15 protein-coding genes are annotated in these 19559 nt (G+C 69.7%); 2 read left to right on the plus strand and 13 right to left on the minus strand.

Going from position 1 to position 19559, the window contains the following annotated elements:
* The 13 genes from B207_RS0130220 to B207_RS0130280 all read right to left on the minus strand — a co-directional run bounded on the left by B207_RS0130220 (nt 1) and on the right by B207_RS0130280 (nt 16687).
* Entirely contained in the window at nt 1-1179 is a 1179-nt protein-coding gene (locus B207_RS0130220; RefSeq protein WP_230205320.1) for a glycosyltransferase family 4 protein, read from the minus strand.
* Complete coding sequence (locus B207_RS0130225; RefSeq protein ID WP_018640443.1) at nt 1176-1916, minus strand: class I SAM-dependent methyltransferase; 741 nt, start codon at nt 1914-1916, stop codon at nt 1176-1178. Before B207_RS0130225 ends, B207_RS0130220 begins: the two co-directional genes overlap by 4 nt.
* A 74-nt stretch (nt 1917-1990) precedes the next feature.
* Nucleotides 1991-3898 carry an asparagine synthetase B family protein gene (locus B207_RS0130230; protein WP_018640444.1) on the minus strand — a complete coding sequence of 636 codons (1908 nt, stop codon included), beginning with the start codon at nt 3896-3898 and terminating at the stop codon, nt 1991-1993.
* 177 nt (nt 3899-4075) lie between these two features.
* Nucleotides 4076-5674: a hypothetical protein gene (locus B207_RS0130235; RefSeq protein ID WP_154675723.1), complete on the minus strand. Its 1599-nt coding sequence runs from the start codon at nt 5672-5674 to the stop codon at nt 4076-4078.
* Nucleotides 5675-5803: 129 nt separating this feature from the next.
* A complete protein-coding gene (locus tag B207_RS36375; RefSeq protein ID WP_018640446.1) occupies nt 5804-6799 on the minus strand; it encodes a CgeB family protein in 996 nt (331 codons plus the stop codon).
* An 18-nt stretch (nt 6800-6817) separates the two neighbouring features.
* A complete protein-coding gene (locus B207_RS36380; protein ID WP_063820985.1) occupies nt 6818-8161 on the minus strand; it encodes an oligosaccharide flippase family protein in 1344 nt (447 codons plus the stop codon).
* Nucleotides 8158-9078: an FkbM family methyltransferase gene (locus B207_RS36385; protein ID WP_018640448.1), complete on the minus strand. Its 921-nt coding sequence runs from the start codon at nt 9076-9078 to the stop codon at nt 8158-8160. The genes B207_RS36380 and B207_RS36385 overlap by 4 nt, the downstream gene beginning before the upstream one ends.
* Nucleotides 9079-9200: 122 nt before the next feature.
* Nucleotides 9201-10121, minus strand: a complete 921-nt coding sequence (locus tag B207_RS36390; protein WP_018640449.1) for a class I SAM-dependent DNA methyltransferase — start codon at nt 10119-10121, stop codon at nt 9201-9203.
* A gap of 8 nt (nt 10122-10129) precedes the next feature.
* The gene (locus tag B207_RS0130260) at nt 10130-11995 is read right to left on the minus strand and encodes a heparinase II/III domain-containing protein (protein ID WP_018640450.1); all 1866 of its coding nucleotides are present in this window, start codon (nt 11993-11995) and stop codon (nt 10130-10132) included.
* Nucleotides 11996-12002: 7 nt separating this feature from the next.
* On the minus strand, nt 12003-12992 hold the full coding sequence (locus B207_RS0130265) for a glycosyltransferase (RefSeq protein ID WP_018640451.1): 990 nt from the start codon (nt 12990-12992) through the stop codon (nt 12003-12005).
* Nucleotides 12989-13954 carry an NAD-dependent epimerase/dehydratase family protein gene (locus B207_RS0130270; RefSeq protein WP_018640452.1) on the minus strand — a complete coding sequence of 322 codons (966 nt, stop codon included), beginning with the start codon at nt 13952-13954 and terminating at the stop codon, nt 12989-12991. The genes B207_RS0130265 and B207_RS0130270 overlap by 4 nt, the downstream gene beginning before the upstream one ends.
* 124 nt (nt 13955-14078) lie before the next feature.
* Nucleotides 14079-15491, minus strand: coding sequence for a glycosyltransferase family 4 protein (locus B207_RS0130275; protein ID WP_018640453.1), 1413 nt, complete (start codon nt 15489-15491; stop codon nt 14079-14081).
* Nucleotides 15488-16687: an MraY family glycosyltransferase gene (locus tag B207_RS0130280; RefSeq protein WP_018640454.1), complete on the minus strand. Its 1200-nt coding sequence runs from the start codon at nt 16685-16687 to the stop codon at nt 15488-15490. The genes B207_RS0130275 and B207_RS0130280 overlap by 4 nt, the downstream gene beginning before the upstream one ends.
* A gap of 206 nt (nt 16688-16893) precedes the next feature.
* On the opposite strand from B207_RS0130280, the gene B207_RS0130285 reads away from it, so the two are divergent.
* Together B207_RS0130285 and B207_RS0130290 are read left to right on the plus strand one after the other, a co-directional pair.
* Nucleotides 16894-19203, plus strand: coding sequence for a bi-domain-containing oxidoreductase (locus B207_RS0130285; protein ID WP_018640455.1), 2310 nt, complete (start codon nt 16894-16896; stop codon nt 19201-19203).
* A gap of 63 nt (nt 19204-19266) precedes the next feature.
* Nucleotides 19267-19559 (plus strand): GDP-mannose 4,6-dehydratase (locus B207_RS0130290; RefSeq protein ID WP_026311596.1); only part of this gene is annotated, 293 nt, incomplete at its 3' end.

Below are 19559 nucleotides of genomic sequence, written 5' to 3' on the forward strand. Positions count from 1 at the left end.
TCACTTGCCCGACTTGCCTGTCGTAACCGGTGCAGCCGCCCCCGGTGCGTTCGCCGTAACCGGCGTGCCTGGGACGGCACCGGTCAGCGTCGCCATCACCAGCCGGGTGTAGCCCGCCGGATCAGTCGCGGCGCGTGCCCACGTCGTGCCCGCCTCGCCTATCTGGGTGAGGCGGGCACGGTCGTCCAGAAGTTCCCGCAGAACCTCGGCCAGAGCTGCGGGAGACTCGTCCACCGGGGTCCGGCCGGTTACACCGTCCAGGTAGGCGTCGCGGGAACCGCCGACAGCGGGACCGACCACCGCGCAGCCGGCGAGCTGCGCCTCCATCAGCACGATCCCGTACCCCTCCCCGCTGGCTGGCGAGGTCGCCCGGGTTCGGGTGCAGAGTGCGAACACGTCGGCGGCTCCGTACAGCCTGGCCAGAGCGGCGTCGTCTGGCGACTCGTGCAGCTCGACGTTGTCGTGCCCGGCGACGAACTCGCGCAGTGCAGAGGGTGCCGGCCCCTGTCCCGCCACCACCAGCCGCACCGGGCCGGTCGTTGCCTGCGCGGCGGTAACTGCCTCGACGAGATCGGACAGCCCCTTGGACTGCCAGACACCGAGCCTGAACACCGTCAGTACTGTCGGCATGCCGGCAGGCGGGCGCCGTTGGGCGGCTTCGGCGAGCAACATCGTGCGCCACCTCGGTGGGACGGACGGCGGCAGGATACGCGCTGGCCCGAGGACGGCAAGCGCGCCGGCACTGAAGGAACTGATAGTCACCGGGTAAAGCAGACGGGCACGCGTGACGACCCGCCGCTGCGCCTGCCCGCCTCCCCAGATGTCGCTGCCGTAGAACAGCACCGGAACTCGCGATGCCCGGACCAGCCGGGCTCCCGCCCAGGCCACGAGGGCAAGGCTGGCATGCCCGGCAACAACACTGTCCGCTTGGCCCATCCGGTACAGGGACGCCAGCGTTCGCAGGACATACTGGCCACGGATGCGGGCTGTCAGAGAGGCCGGGGATGTGCGCAGGTCAAAGCGTCTGACGTCCGCGCCCCCGGCACGCAGGTGTTCCTCCACGGTGCCCAGGTAGCGTTCGATGCCGCCGCCCAGGCCACGAGAGGGAGACAGGAGTACCACCCGTGGCTTGGCCGCGGGATCCTCCGTCGGGATCCGTTGCGCAGGCGGTGTGGTCACGATGCCCGACGCCCGTCGACGAGGAGGAACCAGCCGAGGCGGTCGCCGGCCAGCTGGGCGATCCCCGGCGCGAACCGTCGATCCCAGCGGGTCAGCACGGGGCGGATCTGCAGGTCGACGAGAAGGTCCTCCAGGAGGACTCGTACCTCGGAGGCGGTGAAGGCTCGGGTCCCCGGGCTTTCGACGTGGGAGACAGCCTCGGTGAGGGACATGCGCGGGCGCCCGCGCGCCAGGCCGAACCGGGCCCAGGCGGCGGCTGCGACCCAGGAACGGCGGTGGTAGACCATCAGCGCGTATCGTCCGCCCGGACGCAGCACGCGCGCGGCCTCCCGCATCGCGCGGGTACTCATCGGAGTGTGGTGCAGCACGCCCCAGGACCAGACCAGGTCGAAAGACGCGTCCGGGAACGGCAGGTTCTCGGCGTCACCGACCTGCACATCGCCGGCCAGCCCAGCAGCGGCCAGCCGCTGGCGAGTGAGGGCCACCGCGCGCTCGGTGAGGTCGATCCCGGTGACCTGTGCGCCGGCGCTCGCCCAGCGGAGCAGGTCCGCACCCATCCCGACACCGATCTCGAGGACCTCGCGGCCGTGCCCGGAGGCGAAACGCGCGAACGTCTCGATCTCCGGCTCATAGCCGTATCGGACCTCCATCTGGGCGTCGCCGTAGCGCTCTCCGCATGCCTCGGCGTTCCAGAACTGGGCCACAGCCTCCTTCGAGGCGCTCAACTGTTCGATCACCTGTTGTCCGGCGGCCTGTTCTGCCGGCTGCGCTGGGAGCTCTACAGGTTGCTCCGAGGACGAATGCGTGGTGGTCACTGAGGGCTCCCCTCATCGACAAGCGCGGTGATCAGTGTGGCTGCATGACTGAAGTAGGAGGCCTGACGGAAGCCGCGCGCGCCGGTCGTGACGGTGCCGGACCCCTGTCCGTTCAAGGTCCGTCCGCTGCGATGCAGACGCTCCACGGGGGCCGCGAACCCGCGCTTCGCACGGGTGGCCACGACCGGCGGCAGCACCTTGCGCGCCAGCGCCCGGGCCGGGCCCTTGCCACCGTCGGCGGTGAGCACGTCGTCGGGTAGGGCGAGACTCCAGCGCACCAGGCCCAGGTCCAGCCAGGGCACCCGGATCTCGACGCCGAACTCCATCCCGGCGCGGTCCACGTAGGCGAGGCCGAGACCGGGCAGATAGACCCGCAGATCCAGGGTGAGTGCCTGGCGCAGAGCGGACAGCCCCGGCGGGAACGAGGCGTGGATCTCGCGGTGGCGCGCCCAGACCACGTCGTCGCCGACCTCGGCCGCGGTGCAGCCCAGAACCCGAGCCCTGTCCTGGGCGTCCGAATAGGTGCACAGATGCAGGTAGCGGTCGAGGAATGTGTGAGCAGAAGCGGCTCGCACCAGTCGAGTGAGGTATTCGAGCCGCTGACCCCCGAGCGGATCCGTCCTGCGGGCGTGGGCCGCGCGGTGCGCGAGGCTCAGCAGCCGGGCCGGCCGGTCCGCGAGCAGGCGGGCAACACGGTGCCGCCGATACCCGGCGAGCAGTTCGTCGCCGCCCTGTCCGGACCACAGGACCTTACGCCCGTCGGCGCGAGCGCGGGCCGCGATCAGCCTGGTGAGCTCGTAGGCGGGGTCGGCGAAGAGATCACCGCTGAGCGGCCGGTGTACGCTTTCCCGCCGTTCTCCGGGCAGAAACGTCACTGGCAGCCCAGTGCCGGGAGTGCTCCTGGGCCCGTCCGCCCCGGCCTGCAGCGACTGCAGCGCGCGTACGGTCTGCGCATCTTCGTCGAGTCGCTCGGACCAGTGCCGTGCGGGCCGGTGGTGGCCTGTCCTGCTACCGGGCGATCCCTCTCCGGACGGCACTCCTTCAGAATTCCGCCTTCCCGGATTCTGCGCTGCCGCTGGCCATTCGATGGTGTAGGCGCCAGCCAGCTCCCGAAGGCCGCCCCACCACAGCAGACTGCTGTCGACGCCGCCGGATGCCATCAGGGCGACCGGCACGTCGCCGAGCATCTGCCGTCGGCAGGCGGCCGTCAGGTGCTGCTCCAGCTGGACGGCGGCTGTGTCCAACGGGACCGGGGCCGGATCCGGATCCGGGACGAGTTCCGGGCCGTATGACCGGCGTCGTAGACGGTCGCCAGCCCGCCAGCGCAGCAGCTCGCCCGGCAGCACGGACCGTACCCGGGTATGGGGCGTACGCGGATCGGGGATCCAGAGGAAGGTGAGCAGCTGAGCCAGTGCCACGATGTCCACCGGACCCGGATCGGCACCGAGCGCGGGTATCGCCCCCGGTTCGGAGGCGAACCACAATGTCTCCGGGTCGTCCTGGAAAAAGAGCGGCTTGACCCCCAGCGGGTCCCGGGCGAGCCACACCTCGCCCGTCGTCTGGTCCACCAGGGCCAGCGCGAAGATCCCGTCGAGCCGGCGCAGGCACTCCGGCCCCTCGTCCTCCCATAGGTGGACGATGACCTCGCCGTCCATACTGCTCGCGAACTGGTGGCCGCGCGCCTCGCAGATCCGGCGCAGCTCACGATGGTTGTAAATCTCGCCGTTGAAGGCGAGAAGGAATCGGCCCCGTTCATCGCTCATAGGTTGGCGGCCGGCGTCGGACAGGTCGACGATGGCGAGGCGGGTGTGCAGAAGCCAGCCCGACGCGCCGCCCGCGGACCAGTGCGTCTGCCCCGAGCCATCCGGGCCACGGTGCCGCAGCAGGTCCGGCCCGTGCCACACGTGCCCGGTACCGAGGCCCCGAGCGTCGCCTGTTTCCGCTGTGGCTGGTCCATCAGCTTCTCCGGCGGTCGCCAGGCCGGCTAGGCCGCACATCGGCAACCGCTACGGAACTTCGTGGAGAGGACGGGTGCTCCCGTCACGCCCTGCGTCATGTTGCAGATAGTAACCATGAAATGCCTATGAGTCATGGAGTGGTGTGCTCGTGTCCGCTTCCAGTGCGGGCTGGCGCTGGCGGGGGATGTTCTGGGTGAGGAGGCCGGCAGCCCGGCGGTCATGCCGGCTTTCGAGGTTCGGCCTGCCCGGCGCCCGAGCGGGAACGGTCACGCAGCCCGGGCCGCTCGCATTGCCGCCGGATGCGGCGGCGTCGGTGCGGACGAAGGCGAACCGGTAGACGAGGAAGGCGGCGAGGAGTGTGGCGGGAAGTCCGGCAATCAGGCTTGTGATGTCGGCCTCCCCTTTGACGAACTGGACGAAGAGTGGGAAGTAGAATACGGCGAGCCGTAGATCGCGCCCCGGGTGCAGGGCGCGGTCAAGAAGCCGGACGGCCACACCTATCAAAAACATCCCCGTGAGCATGACCAGGAGTCCGCCGTGGCGGTGCAGGTCTACCGTGGGAGGGATCGCGGCACTGGTGTAGACGCCGGTGCTGGCCCCGAAATGTGTCCGCGCGAAGTCCGCGCCGGAGCTGATGACGGGCTTCGAGGGCCAGATGGCTCGGGGAACCAGGCCGAGCACTGGTGCGTACAGGTAGTTGCTCAGCGGGAGGTAGGAGAACTGCGCCGGCGTGGTCTGCACCACCGCGGCATAGCTGTCGATCTGGCGGGTTCTCCGCGACATCAGGTCCAGAGTGTCCCCGAACCTGCTGGAGGTGTCCTGCGCGAGGGTGTTCTCCAGGACCGCCGGTGCCTGTGCGAAGGCGCTAGCCGGGGTGAGGGTGCGGTCGGCGTTGCGGGAGTTCTCCCGGTAGGCCTGTATGAAAGGCGCGAAGCCGACGGCGAATACGGCTATCGCTACCAGAACGGACTTGCGGGGAAACCGTCCGTGGACAGCGAGAATCATCGCGGGAGCCAGCACCGTGAGGATGAAGTACTGCTTGCCACCGGCAAGTCCGCCGACCAGGACCTGCGCCGTCGTCAGAACTATCAGGGTGGTTCGTGTGGCGGTCGTCCGTCGCTGGACGAAGGCGATTGCCGCGACGATCAGAGCAAAGTTCCCACACTGCACCATGATGTTTACTATTTGGCCGGTAGACGTCGGATTGGTGAGCAGCTGGGAGGGGTCGCCGACATAGCCGAACCGGCCGCCGGCCAGCTGGGCGAGGCGCCCCAGCAGGGAGATCCCGAAGAGGATCCAGGGCGGGCCGGCGCCGCGGACACGTCCCTCCCCGTCTCGGACCACGCCGCCGCCGATGCGCTGGCCGAGGCAGGCGACGAGTCTGGTTGGGCCGACCAGGTAGCCCAGCACCCACGCGACCAGTGCAGCGTGCAGAAACAGCAGGGACAGCAGTACGCTTTCCTGCGCGATGTGGGCGCTGCTGTCGCTCTGGGGAGTCTGCCAGGCCAGCGAGGAGAACCCGAAGCTCATCCCGAACCACAGCAGGTACCAGCTGCCGGCGTGCATGGTGCCCAGGCCCAACGAGCGGTTACGGCGGGAGCCGACCAGTACCAGGCCGCCGAAGGTGAGTAGCGCCAGGCTGGTACAGCGCAGGGTGATCTGCTGCGGGATCGTGGCCGTATACACGCCTTCGCCCAGCAGCAGCGTGCCTGAGGCCAGCACAGCGACCATCCCGAACGGCCAGGACCAGGATCCGCTGCGGCGTCGTCCGGGCTGTTCGGATGCCGTCCATCCGCCGATCGTCGGCGCGGCGTGTGGCAGGGTGGGCGTCGATCGTCCGGCCGGTGTCATTCAGATCAGGATTTCCAGGAGCTGGGCGAGGCGCTGGCGATAGGTGTGGTCGGCGTGCGCCCGGGCACTCGCGGCGTCGCCGAGTGCGCGCCCGGTTTCGGGGCTCTCCAGGAGCGTTTTGATATGGCCGAGCAACTCTTCGAAATCTTGGAACGGCAGGACCTCGTGTTCGGGGCGGAACAGATTCGGCACCTCCTGGCGATGCTCGGTCAGGACCGCCGCGCCGCAGCCGGCCGCCTCGAAGAGCCGGGAGTTCACGCCGTTGATCTCGGCGGGGTGCATGTTGTTCAGGACGCCGACAGCGCGCCGGAAGATCCTGGCTTTGTCGGTGCGCGCGATGTACTTCCCGGTGTGCGCTCGGCGGATGCGCTCGTCGGTGATCCACCGGGGTATGGCCGCTCCGTAGATCCGCAGCGGGATCTGATGGTCGAGCAGCAGCGACAGCAGCCGTGCCCGGGTACCGTAGATGTTTCCCGCGACGACGATGTGCCCGTCGGCCTCGCACGGCCCCCGGTCGGCGTCTGCCGGTATACGGTGCCAGGCTGGGTTGCACGCCTGTGGCAGGTGATGAACTGGCAGGCGCAGCGTCTGCGACAGCCGCTCGACCAGCCAGGGCTCCTTGAAGAAAAGCGCGTCGAACGGCAGGGAGCAGACTGAGGTCGGCAGGTTGGACACCGCGTCGGGATACCAGAGGCAGACCTTCGTCCCGGACCGGCGCAGAGCGTTGACGGTAGTCGGCAGGAGTGAGCCCTGCACAGTGATGACGGCATCGAGCCTGAGATCGACCGTTCTGTGTACGAGTCGTTGTTGGAACATCTCCAGCGTCGCCGGAATGGCTCGGAAGAGCGTGTTGACTCCGTGATGCAGGAGCCTGTGTCGACTGTGGTGATGCGCCGGCCCGAGGCGGTGCGCGCACGCTCCGAGCTCCTCCAGCCCCATCGCGATGTTCTCGGCGAAGCTGTCCTCGTAGACAGGTCCGATGACACCTATCTGCACGTTCCTCTGTCCTTCCTGTCAGTTCGGGTTCTGGTCCGCCTGGATAAGTGCGGTCCGCAGTTTGGCAGAGCGGGCCCGGATACGCGCTCGCCTGGCGAGAAGAGCCGGCGAGGTGTCTGTCTGGCGTACTACGGCTCGTAGGAGCAGAAGGAACGCGGTCCCATACGCGGCCGATGACGCGATAGCTGCGCCCATCACGCCCATGACCGGAAGGAGTAGGGCATTCAGTCCGACGGTGAGGACGAGTGCCAGGCCCTCCGCACAGGCGACTGTGCCCGAGCGGTTGAAGCCGCGGAGGATGTCGCCCAGCACCTTGTTGGTACCGAACACCGCGGCCCCGGGAGCGAGTACGAGCAGCAGCGGGAGCACGTCGGTGAAAGAGGGACCCAGCACCGCACCCACCAAGAACGGGGCGATGGCGCAGATGACGAGGGAACCGGCTGCGCCGATGCTGATGCTGCCGAGGATCGCGGAGGTGAGAATGCCCTGCCCCATGACCGCCCGACTGTCCCGGGCCGCCGCGATCTTGGGCATCGCGACACTGCCGAACGCCGCCGTGATCGGCTGGGAGAGCAGGCTGAGGGACACCGCGACGGCGTAGTTTCCCAACGCGGCCGGAGGCACCATCAGGGTGAGGATCAGCTGGTCCAGCCGGGCATTGAACAGGTAGGGCACTCGGGAGGTCAGGTTCAGTAGGCCGTAGCGCATCATGGGGCGTACCAGTGGGTGGCTGAAGCGCCCGCGACGCGGGATCTGCCGGCACCGGAGCAGCCCGCCCGCGGCGCACTGGGTCAGCATCGAGATGATCAGGGCGATCGTCACGCCCAGGATGTCCATGTGGTCGAGCGCCACTGCAGCGGCGACCGCGACGGCGTAGCTGAGCGGCTGGACCACGGTAGCCAGGTTCCAGGCGCGGAGGTCGGTGGCCTGCAGGCACGATGTCCACACACCGCCGAGGAGGATCAGCGGCTCCACGGCGAAGGCGAACCGCAGCGCGGTGACTCCCTCTGGAGGGTGGCCGTGCAGGATCAGCGGGGCGACGAAGTAGCCGACTACCGCCGTGACGGTCCCGCAACCCAGGATCAGCCAGGCACCGGTGCGGATGACCTGTTCGGCCCGGTCCCGCAGCCGCGCTGTGTAGTAGAGGACCGACGATGTGAGGCCGAGTTCCAGGATGGCCGCCGCCGCCATCGTGTATGCGAAGACCGCGGCGTACGTCCCACGGCCGCTGCTGCCCAGGAACCGGGCGATGATGAGCCCGACCACCGTGCTGATCATGGCACGCAGGACCCCGGTGCCCGCTGTTTCCGCGACTGCACGCAGGTAGCCCACCTGACGGTGGCGATGCCGCCCTAGGGTCATGGGCACTGGTTGCGCGCGAACCTGGTTTCGGCCAGTCGCGCCGCGACCGTGCTGTGTGCGTGATTGTCGCGCGCGAGGGCCAGGACGTTGACGGTCAGGTTCGCCTCGGTCGCAGGTGCCAGCCCTCTCGGGGTGAGGCTGAACACCTCGTAGTCCGCCGCGGAGAGGAGGTCGAACAGGGCACGTGTCGACGAGCCGGTCCGCGCCTGGTGTGAGGGAATTGCCTCGAGGACGACGACGGGTCGGTGCGTGGCAAGCAGGTCGCCGGCGCCCTGCAGCACGGCTAGTTCGTGCCCCTCGACGTCGATCTTGATCAGGGTTGGGGGGCGATGCCGGGTGACGTGGTCGTCCAGCGTGGTGAGTGGTGCCTCCAGACAGTCCACCAGACCGGCCGGGGCCGTGGTGAGGTGGGCCAGCCCGGATGCATCCGCGACGGTGCGTAGGTAGCCGACCCCGCGGCGGGCCCCGACCGCCGCCGGGATGGCGGTCACGTTTCCCAGACCATTCATCCGGACCAGGCGGGTCAGGTGCTCGAACGTGGCTGGTGCGGGTTCGAACGCGTACATCTGCCCGGCGGGGCCGACCTTCGATGCTGCCCAGAGCGTGTATATGCCGATGTTGGCGCCGACGTCGTAGAAACAGCCACCGGCGTTCAGGGCCACGTCCAGGACCGGCGCCAGCGCGGGCGGCCGGTAGCACAGCGAGAGCATGGATCGGACCGAGCCGTCAGCGGCGTCCGGGAAGGAGAACGTCAGGCCGTTGTGCAGGGTGCCGGTCAGGGAGCCGGTATGGGTGCCACTGCCCTGGACCCGGCGGATCAGGCGGTCACGTCCACGGACATCGGGAAGCCTTGCCTGGAGAGCCCCGGCGGCCTGCCAGCGCAGCGGACCGTTGTTGCGAGAGAGAAACGTCTTCATGGCCGTGGAAGTCCGATCTTCCGGCGGTGTCAGGAGTGACCTCACCGACGTGATATCGCCCGCAATTATTACTTTGAGCAAGGGGATTGTTTCTTACTGTAACAGCGTGTGGCTCTTGGGTGTCAGCGCGGCGCGTGAGAGCTCGACGAGTGTCGCGAGTCGAGCCCGACCTGTGTCGGCGGTCGGGGGTGTGCTGATGACATTCCGGAGGCCCGGGCGGTCACGGTCATGGTCCGGGTGACGACGTGACCGCGGTGGCTGCCGGTCTCCGCCATGAGAGCGAGCCTGAGGATCCCGCTGAACCCTTTCCACACCAGGGCACGGGCGGCGCTCGTCGGGCCGTGCGGGATCGGTGGGCACTCCCGAATGTCCACTCCGGTGAACCCGCTGGCCAGCAGCGCCTGCCTAAGGCTGCGTGGGGTGAAGTAGGTCTGGTGGGTGAGGTCACCGAAGACGGTGTTGCCGGCGAGCGGGCTGGCGGCGTTGGGAACCCGGGCGAGGAAGATGCCGTTGGGCCGCAGCGCCGCCATGACGAGGTCGAGAACGTCCAACAGTTCGTCCCGGCCCAGATGCTCCAGCAGGTCCAGTACTGTCACGACGTCGAGCCGGCCCGAGGCGGACGCGAGGGCAGCTCGCAGATCACCGCACTCGACCCCGTGCACCCCGTTGCGTCGGGCGGTCGCGATCTGCTCCTCGCTGATGTCCACCCCCCGTGCCTGGCGGAAGCCGGCGGCGTGCAGCTGGGCGATCATCAGGCCCTGTCCGCAGCCGAGTTCGAGGATCTCCACGTCCCGGTCCGCCGGCAGATGCGGTGCGATGTCACGCTCGAAGACCAGCCGAGTGTCTGCGGCGGTGCTGTAGCCGGCATGAGTGGATGCATAGTGCGCGTACAGCCGATGTGTGGCCTTCGGGGGACCGTGGTCGGTGGATCGTTCCTCGCCGGATCCGATGGTCCCTCCGTGGATGTCGCCGGATTCCCGCTGCGCGAGGGCGGAGAGCGCAGGGGCGATCTGGGCGTCAGAGGGCGGAACGGTGCTGGACACGGCACTCCTTACACGGAATGGACCTGGTCTGTGGACGGCGCGAGGCGGATCTCGGTGCTCAGCTGCAGTGGCAGGAAGCCCTCGAAGGTGCGTATGGCGGTGGGCGCAGGAGTGGTCTCGTCCCAGCCGGTGGCGCGCCAGCCCGGCCGTACCTGCCAGCACCCCGGCCCGTCCACGCGGACGACCAGGCGAGGCTGGCCGGGAGTGGTGATCAACAGTTTCTCGGCCGTCGGTGCCGCGCTCGCCGTACCGGCCGCGCCCAGGCAGGCGCCGGGCGGTCGCGTCGGGAGTACCGTCACGTCAGTGCCGGGCGCGAAGGCAAGGACGAGTTCGACCCGGTGCCAGCCGGTACCTGTAATCCTGTCGACGAGGACGACTCCGGACTCCGCGACCCGCCAGGTCCGCCGGTGCACGGGGCGGCCGGGAAGGTGACGGTAACCGTCGTGGCTGGCGGTGAGCTCGATGACCCCGGCCTGCTCGGTCGCTGTGACCAGCCGGGGGCGCGCGCGTCGCCCGGCACGGAACGCGCCCCAGACCTCGGTCGAGTCGGCGCCGTCCACCACCACCGTCGAATGCGCTGCGGTGCCGCGCTCCGCGTCCCTCGTCGGGCCTGGCTCGTAGGTGGACGTGCCGGTGTCGACGAGGAGCGGAACGCCGTCGTGCCACAGCAGGAACGCCAGGGTGTCGGCGTGGGAATGCGCCGGCAGCTCGTCCGGGCATGGCAGGCCCACGTCGGCGAGTACATGCCACCGACCCCTGCGCAGTACGGCGAGCCCGCTGTCGGCCAGCAGAACGCACGACGGTGAGACCTGGCCGGCGCGTAGCCTCGTCGCCTCCGGCTGCGGTGCGGGAGCCGTGACGGTGGGGACAGCCACCCCAGGGGGGTCCGTGAGCAGCTCCTGGACGGCGGCGGCAGGCACTGGAAAGCCGTCGTTCAGCAGCGGCACGGCGCCGTCCGGGGCCAGCACCGCGGAGAGCCAGCGGCGCATCGCGTGGATCTTGTCCGTCAACTCGTCGGGAACCGCGGCCCCGTCCGAGGCCAACAGGCCGGCAAGGTCCGTGAGGTCGGCCAGGACCTGGCAGTGATAGGCGGGTGCCCGTTCGAAATGGCCGCCGTCGGCGAGCACCTGCCCCCGGAGTTCACCGAGAAGTGCTTCGACCCAGTGGTCCCGGTCCACCGTGTCGCCGGCGGCCACGGCGAGCCCGATGATCGCCTTGTAGTTCTTGGTCAGGTGGTTGCCGCCGACGTCGGTCTCCAGGTGGCGGCGGAGGAACGCGCGGTGCATCCCGAGGTCCACCTGAACCGCATCCTGCACCCGGGTACCGCGGATCAGCGGGTGCCACAGCCCACACAGTGTCCATGCGCGGAGCGAGGCGACGTAGGGAGCCCAGGCGATGCCCTGGCCGAGCCGGGTGGCGTTGCGCCACGAGCAGTAGAGGTCGGCGAAGAGCTCGCCGCCGTCCGCGGACCAGGCGAGGGCCCAGGCCCAGTCCCAGTAGTGCAGGTGGTAACGCCACAGCAGGGGGGCGTCGTCGTGGTTCCAGCACAGGTCGCCGCCACCCGGACGGAGCTCCCGCGAGTGGCCGAGCAACCTGAGGTGGCCATGGGCGATCTCGGTGGGAGCGGGACCGGCGACGGCCGCGGCAACGCGGCCGTCGAACGGGACGAAGCCCGCCGGCCAGCAGCCCGGGACCGGGGAACGGGGCAGGACCGTCGACGCGAGGGCGGGCGCGTATCGGAACGTCATCCGCTGGGTCCGCAGCCGTAGCCGTGCCGCCATCTGCGCCGGCCGCAGCGTCGCGACGGTACGAAGGTAGAGGCCGGCCGTGGGGACCAGCGCTGACGGCCGTCCGTGGGTGTGGGGCACGCGCATCGACACCTCAGCCGCGCGCCAGAAGCCAGGTGAAGTACTCGTCCGGATCGAAAGGGTTCGCCGACTCCCGCGGTGGGTCGGCCGTGAGCGCCACGTGCATCGCCGTGGCGATCTCGTCGGGGTCTTCGTGCTGGTAGGGCACGAGGACCGGTCCGGCCACCTCCCTGCTCTGCGCGGTACCACGGGCCACGACGGGGATACCCGCCAGCCGTGCCTCGGCAAGAGGGTAGCCGAATGACTCGACCTTGGTCGGATACAGCAACGCTCCGTGGCTATGCTGCAGCGGAACGAGTTGCTGTGGGGTGAGTCGACCGACGAACCTCAGCGGGGAACAGTCGAGGAGACCTTCTCTGCGGGCCTCGTCGTCGGTCGCGGTCACGGTCACGGTCACCTCCCGTTCCGCCAGATCCGATACTTTTCGTGCTGCTTCCGCGACATTGCGCAGGCGCTGGCCCATCGCCTTGAAGGGTTCGAACAGCACAGGGCACAGGAACCGGTAGCGATCCCGGACAGCTGGGTCGCTCTGGGGCGGCCGGGACAGCGGATGCGGGCGTACCACGATCCGGGAGCCCAGAGTGGGCAGTGCCTGCTGCACTCGGTCGGCCATGAGCGTCGTCGGCACCACGACCACATCCGCCTTGCGGGCGCAGGCCCGGACGATCGGAGCCTGGCGGATGATCGTCGTGGGTAGGCCACCGGGAAGCTGGGCGACCTCCTCTGCCGGGAGGAAGTGAAGCAGGTTACGCAGCAGGACCCAACGCTCTCCGCGGGTTGCCACGAACCCCGCGTTGTTGAGCGCGATGATCCGCCGGTACCGGGCCGCTCGCTCGCGACGGATCAGCCAGGTGGAGGTGAGCGAGCGGTTGCGTCCGACGACGACGACGTCGGACGTCGGCTGTCGGGCGAGGTGGGCGTCCAGCTCGCTGAGGAGTCGGAGCGCGCCGCCCATCCAGGCGCCCGCGCAGTCGACCAGGACCCTTCCCGTCGCGGGGTTCACGCCAGTACCTCCGAGACCGGTGTGCCGGCGTGGCCGTCCGTCGCCGGCCGGTGTGCCGGCGTGGTCGGCGGTGCGGTGGGCGGGAGATTCGCCCCGTGCCTCGACTGGGCCTGGGCGCGAATGCCGTCCGCGAACGTGCGCGGAGCGAATCCCAGGTCACGGCGGGCCTCGTCGATGGGGAAGCACTTGTCCTCGAGCAGGCGGGAGATCTGCTCCGCCTTGAGCCGCGGTCGGCTGCTCCTGCGCTCATGTGCCCTGACCAGCGCCCGCACCGGACCGGCGGGGAAGGGCACACACACCACCCGGCGTCCCACGGCATCGCTGGCTGTGGCGACGATCTCGCGGAAGGTGGATGGCTCCGGCCCGGCGATGTTGTAGCTGCGTCGGACCGCTGCCCGGGTCTGCGCGGCCCGCAGGACCACCTCGGCCAGATCCTCGACGTGCACGGGCTGTTGCAGGTGATGTCCCCCGCCCGGTAGTGGCATCACCGGGCAGCGTCGCAACAGGGTGAGCAGCCGGCACATGTTCCGGTCGTCCGGCCCGCCGTAGATCATGGTGGGCCTGACGATCGTCCACTCGAGCACGCTGGAGCGGATCGTTGCCTCGGCAGCCGTCCGCACCCGTTTCGAAGGAGGGTCGAGGGTGGTGAAGATCCCCGTGGTGGAGAGGAAGACCGCCCTGCGGATACCGGCGTGCTCCGCCGCGGCCACGACTGTCGGGGCGTGACCCGTGCCGAGGGACGCGATGCTGATCAGTGTGTCTGCTGTCGCCTCACCGAAGGCGGCCTCTGCGGCGGCGGGACGATTCAGGTCGCCGTGGACCGTCCGCGCGCCGAGGCCGCGCATCAGATCCTGGGCGCTGGGACTGCGGACCAGGGCGGTGACCTGATGCCCCTGGTCCAACGCGCGGAGGACTACGCGGCGGCCCAGGAAGCCGCTGCCGCCGGTGACCAGGAGTCTCATCGGGATTCTCCAGTCCTGGCCGCTGCGGGGGTTACGGCATGAGGTCGGTGCTGAGGTGACGGGTTCATCGGCTGACCATCCGGTTCCGTCCTCACTGTCCATCGACATGGCGGAGGGAAGATCGTTATTTTGAGTAGCTAGACGGTGGTGGTGTCTGTTGTTGAGGTGCTGCCGGTGTTGAGGTGCCGCCGGCCACGTTGGCGTGGCGAGCTGGGACCTCCTGGCGGATGCGCGGGATCTGCGCTGGTGGGACACGGACGTCCATGAGCCCCAGCACCAGGTCGCGGTAGCGGCGCGCGAGGTGGACGCGGTTGTAGTGCGCGGCCACGTATGAGCGCCCCGTCCGGGCCATCTCCGCGCGTCGCGACGGACTGGTCGCCAGTGTCCCGATCGCGCTGGCGAGTAGTTCCGGGTTCTCCGGCTCCACCACCAGGGCGCCCGCGGCGGACAGGATGCGGGCGGCCTCACCGCGTACCGACCCGATCACCGGGCGGCCGGCGGCGAGCAGTTCGAACATCTTGGACGGTATGAAGGTCTCGAACAGCGGCACGTCCCGTAGCGGCACCAGACAGACGTCGGCGGCCGCGAGCAACGCGGGCACCTCGTCTCGCGCGACGGCCGGGTGCAGGCTCACATTGGAGAGTCCGAGCCTCGTGACATGCGCAGCCAGTCGCCGCTTGTCGGCGCCTTCACCGACGAAGGCGATATGTACCGGGATGTTCTCCCGGGCCAGCCAGGTCGCGGCGTCTGCGACGCTGACGAGTCCCTGGGATATGCCGTGCGCGCCGAGATAGAGCACCAGCAGGTCGCCGGGCAGGGCGCCCAGACGTTCCCGGACGGCGGGCAGGTCGCCGTGCTCGTCCGGCGAGGTGGGCCGGAAGCGGGCGATGTCCACCCCGTTGGGGATCACATGGACCTTCGTCGCTGGGATGCCGCGCCTGACAATGTCCGCACGGAATCCCTCGGTGACGGTGACAACCGCGTCGGCGGCGCGGTAGGCGGCGATCTCGAGGCGTTCGAGTGCGGCGATGACCCGCCGGTTCCTGATTACGCCCAGCTGGACGAAGATCGCCGGCCACAGGTCGCGCACCTCCACCACGAGTCGCGCACGCCGTAGCCGTGCCAGCATCCAGGCCGACCCGAGGGAGAAAAAGGTGGGGGAAGAGACGACCAGCACGTCGGTGCGCCCGATGATGCGGGCGCCGAGCAGTACCGAGGACACCATGAATGACAGGTGGCTGAGAGTCTTGCGCACCACACCTTCGTTGGGCGTGGCGTAGAGCCAGGTGCGGACCACACGGTAGCCGTCGGCGTGCTCGACGCGGCGCAGCGCGCGCCGGTACGCCGGAGGAACGACGCCTGTCGGGTGGTTGGGCATCCCGGTCAGCACGGTGACGTCGAGCCCGTCGGCAGCCCAGGCCCGCGCGGTCTCCGACAGGCGTGCCTGCGGGGCGCCGACCTCGGGCGGGAAGTAGTGGGTGACCAGGAGGATCCGGGTCCGTCCCGGAACCCCGCCGGTGGCAGCATCACGCCTCATGACGTCGACCTCCTGTGATCCGTCGGTGTTTCGGACTGCGTGGGCTGTCGCCGGGACGGAGCGCCGGCCGGGAGTTCTCGGTCTGGGACGAGCGGGTCGGAGGCCTCCCGTTGCAGGGGCAGCCCGATCTTGTCGGGGCCGCCTGCGCCTGCGCCCAGGCCCGTGCTGGTCGGGCCCGACCCTTGTCGGCGGCGGGACGCGACCAGCCGGGGGGAGTTCAGGTATCCGGCGGCCACGGCGACGATCATCAGGTCAGCCGCGATCCGAACGCCCGTGTCGCCGTGCGTGGCCAGCAATCCCAGGCCAGACATCGTCACGAGGAGACTGGCCACGGTCAGCGTGACCCGGGTGTGGCTCCAGCCGACGTCGGTCAGTCGCTGGTAGGTGTGGGTGCGGTGCGGCAGGTACCAGGATTCGCCCTGCCGGACGCGGCGCAGCAGAGTGCAGCCGGTGTCTGCGAGGTAGAGGACGAACGGCGCGAGCACCGCCTCGACGGGGACCGTGGTGACGGCCCCGTGCAGGGCGAGTACGGCGAGGCTGGCACCCAGCGTGTAACTGCCGACATCACCCAGGAAGATCTGTGCGTGGGGGAAGTTGAACGGCGCGAATCCGAGCGCCGTCCCCGCGATGATCGCGCCTCCAGCGGTCAGGACAGGTGCGCCGTGGAGGTGGCCGGCGACGGCGAGGGCAGCGCCGGCGACCGATGCCTGGGCCACGGAGATGCCGTTGACCCCATCCATGAAGTTGAAGGCGTTGACGAACCCCGCCACCCAGAGGAGGCCGAACGCCGCGGTGGCCAGCAGGGCCGCCGTCGTCGGGGTGGAGGCGGCTTCGAGCGTGATGCTGACCAGCAGCACCACGGAGACGAGCAGCCCGCACACCAGATGCAGGGCCAGTCGGCGCAACGGAGGGATGCCGCCCACGTCCTCGGCAAGACCGATGAGGCCGAACGCCGTCACCGCGACGGTCATCGGGAACAGGTCGGGGGCGTCGTTGTGCCCGCTGGTGAGCAGGAGCAGCAGCACGCCGGCGAAGAGACCGAGAGCCACCGAAACCCCGCCGCCGCGCGGCGTCGGCACCCGGTGTGAGGAGCGATCGGTGACGTTGTCGACGGCGGCCAGGTGGCGCATGAGCCTGAGGACGGCCGGGGTGGCCGCGAAGGACACCAGCAGCGCCACAGCTCCCTCATCCACCATGACGCTCCTTACGGCTTGGCCGGTCGTGGCGTAGGGCCGGGTCGATCAACCGGGGTGACACTTCAGCGGCAGACGCGACTGTCGTGCACGACTGAATGTAATCCATCAACTACTCTCCGCCGTATGAAGCGAGTGCGAGTGTCTGGCCATGCGTGCAACCGCAGCGACGGGTGGAGGAAGCCCCCGCGGCTGGGCGGGGTGTCCCGGTGAGACAGGTCGTGCAGGCCGCGGGTGGTGGGGATGTACGGGTCGTCGAGACTCCGGTGCCTGCTCTTCAGGCAACCCAGGTTCTCGTCGAGACCGCCGCCACCATCGTGTCCGCGGGCACCGAGCGGGCTGTGACGACGCTGGCCAGCTCCGGGTTGGTGGCCAAGGCGCGGGCGCGGCCCGACCTGGTCCGGAAGGTGGCCGAGAAGGCCCGGGCGGACGGCCTTGGCGAGGCGGTGCGCTCGGTGCGTGACCGGCTCGCATCGGAACTGCCGCTCGGTTACAGCGGGGCCGGTCGGGTCGTCGAGGTCGGCGCTGCTGTCGACGGGATCCGGGTCGGTGACCTGGTCGCCACCGGGGGGGCCGGCTGGGCGAACCACGCCGAGTTCCAGGCTGTCCCCGGGCTGTTGTGCGCGAGGGTGCCGGACGGGGTACCGCCGGCCGACGCGGCTTTCGTGACCATCGGGGCCATCGCCCTGCACGGCCTGCGGCTGGCCGAGGTCGGGCCGGGCGCGAAGGTGGTCGTCGTGGGCCTTGGGCTCGTCGGGCAGCTCGCCGCCCGCATCGCCATGGCCAGCGGCTGTGACGTGGCCGGCATCGACCTGGCGGATCTGCCGCTGACCGCCGCTGCCGCCAGCGGCGTGCGGGCGCTGCGAGAGTCCGGCGGCACGACGACCACGGCGGTGCGTGAGTGGAGCCGCGGCCGCGGCGCGGATGCGGTGCTGATCTGCACGGCCGGGCGGTCGGGGGACCCGGTCATGCGGGCGACGGAGTTCGCCCGTGACCGGGGCCAGCTCGTCGTCGTGGGGGACGTTCCGCTCGGCCTGGCACGAGCGCCGTTCTACGAGAAGGAGCTGGTGCTGCGGTTCGCACGCTCGTACGGCCCCGGCCGGTACGAACGTGGCTACGAGGAATGGGGCGTGGACTACCCGGCCGGACAGATTCGCTGGACGGAGGGTCGCAACCAGGAGGCCGTGCTCGACCTGCTCGCCGCCGGGAGACTCGCGGTTGCCGATCTGGTGACACACAGGTTCCCGATCGAGCAGGCGCCCGCGGCCTACGAGTTGGTTACCACCCGGCGGGAGCCCTATCTGGCGATCCGGTTCGACTACCCGGCCCAGCACTCCTCGGACGGGGTGGCCGCAGCCGCGTCCGGGAACGACCACGACCCGCGGGGCAACGCCTGGGGTCTGGGACGGCGCGTCCGGCTGGCCGCGAGCAGGTTCGGTTCCCCCGCTGGTCGCAGGGGGGACCGGGTCGGGTGGATCGGCGCCGGAGCATTCTCCGGCTCGGTGCTGCTGCCGGCGTTCCGGGCTGCGGGCTTTGAGTGCTTCGTCGGTGTGGCGTCGGCCAGCGGTCGCTCGGCGCGTGCGTTCGCGGATCGGCACGGCTTTCAGCGCGCGGCCGCGAGCGTCGACGAACTGCTCGACGACGACGACATCGACGTGGTGGTGATTGCCACCCCGCACTCCACGCATGCGCGGCTGGCCGCGGCGGCGTTGGAACGGGGCCGGCACGTGTGGTGCGAGAAGCCGCTGGCTCTCGATCTCATCGAGCTGGAGATGGTTGAACGGGCGGCGGCCGGGGGCGGTGTGCTGATGGTGGGGTTCAACCGCCGCTTCTCGCCGGCGGCCATCGAGGCCCGGCGGCGGCTGGCCGAGCGGGACGGTCCGCTGAGCGTTGTCTATCGGGTCGCCGGCGGCCCGGTGCCAGATGATCACTGGTATGCGGACCGGGCCGAGGGGGGCCGGCTGCTGGGCGAGGTCTGCCACTTCGTCGATACTTGTGCGGCTCTTGCGGGCAGCCGAGTGGAAGCGGCGGTGACGATGCCCGGTCGAGCCGGCGAGGCACTGCTGGCCGAAGACCTGGCCGTCGCACTGCGGCACGCCGATGGCAGCCTGTCCACGATCGCCTACAGTTCCGCGCGACCGCGGGTCTGCCGGAAAGAGGCGGTCGAAGCGCTTGCGGGCAGGCGGCATCTGCGGATCGACGACTTCCGTGAGCTGATCGTCGACGGTAGTTCGGTATGGAAGGGTTCGCAGGACAAAGGGCACCATGCTGCCGCGGCGGCGTTTCTGCGGATGTGTCGCGGCGGCGCCGCCAACGTGACCGCGGAGCTCATCGCCTCCTCTCGGGCGACACTTGCCGCGGCCGAAAGTATCGGTAGAAGCGTTCCGATACCGCCGGGGGTGCCGGCAGCCCTTGCGTCAGGTCTGGTGACGGTACCGGACGCCCGGACCGCGGACGCCGACAGCGGATCAGGCCGGTCGGCCGCCGTGGCCGGCCCCGAGGGGTCCCGTACGGGCTGACGTCTCGCTTGGGTGGGCGGACCAGCGCATTCAGGAACCAGCAGCCATGACAAGGAGACGGAAATGCCTCGCGCGCTGATTACGGGAATCACCGGCCAGGATGGCCTTTATCTGGGTGAGCAGCTGGTGGGTCGGGGGTACGAGGTGTTCGGGCTGGTGCGTGGGCAGTCGAACCCGAAGGTGGAGAGGGTGGAGCGGCTGGTGCCGGGGGTGGTGCTGTTGGAGGGTGATCTGACGGATCTTCCGTCGTTGATCGGNGCGGTGGAGATCTCGCAGCCGGACGAGGTGTACAACCTGGGCGCGATCTCGTTTGTGGGGCTGTCGTGGAAACAGGCGGAGCTGACCGGCGAGACGAC

It is taken from the genome of Parafrankia elaeagni, from assembly GCF_000374165.1.
GTDB lineage: Bacteria > Actinomycetota > Actinomycetes > Frankiales > Frankiaceae > Parafrankia > Parafrankia elaeagni.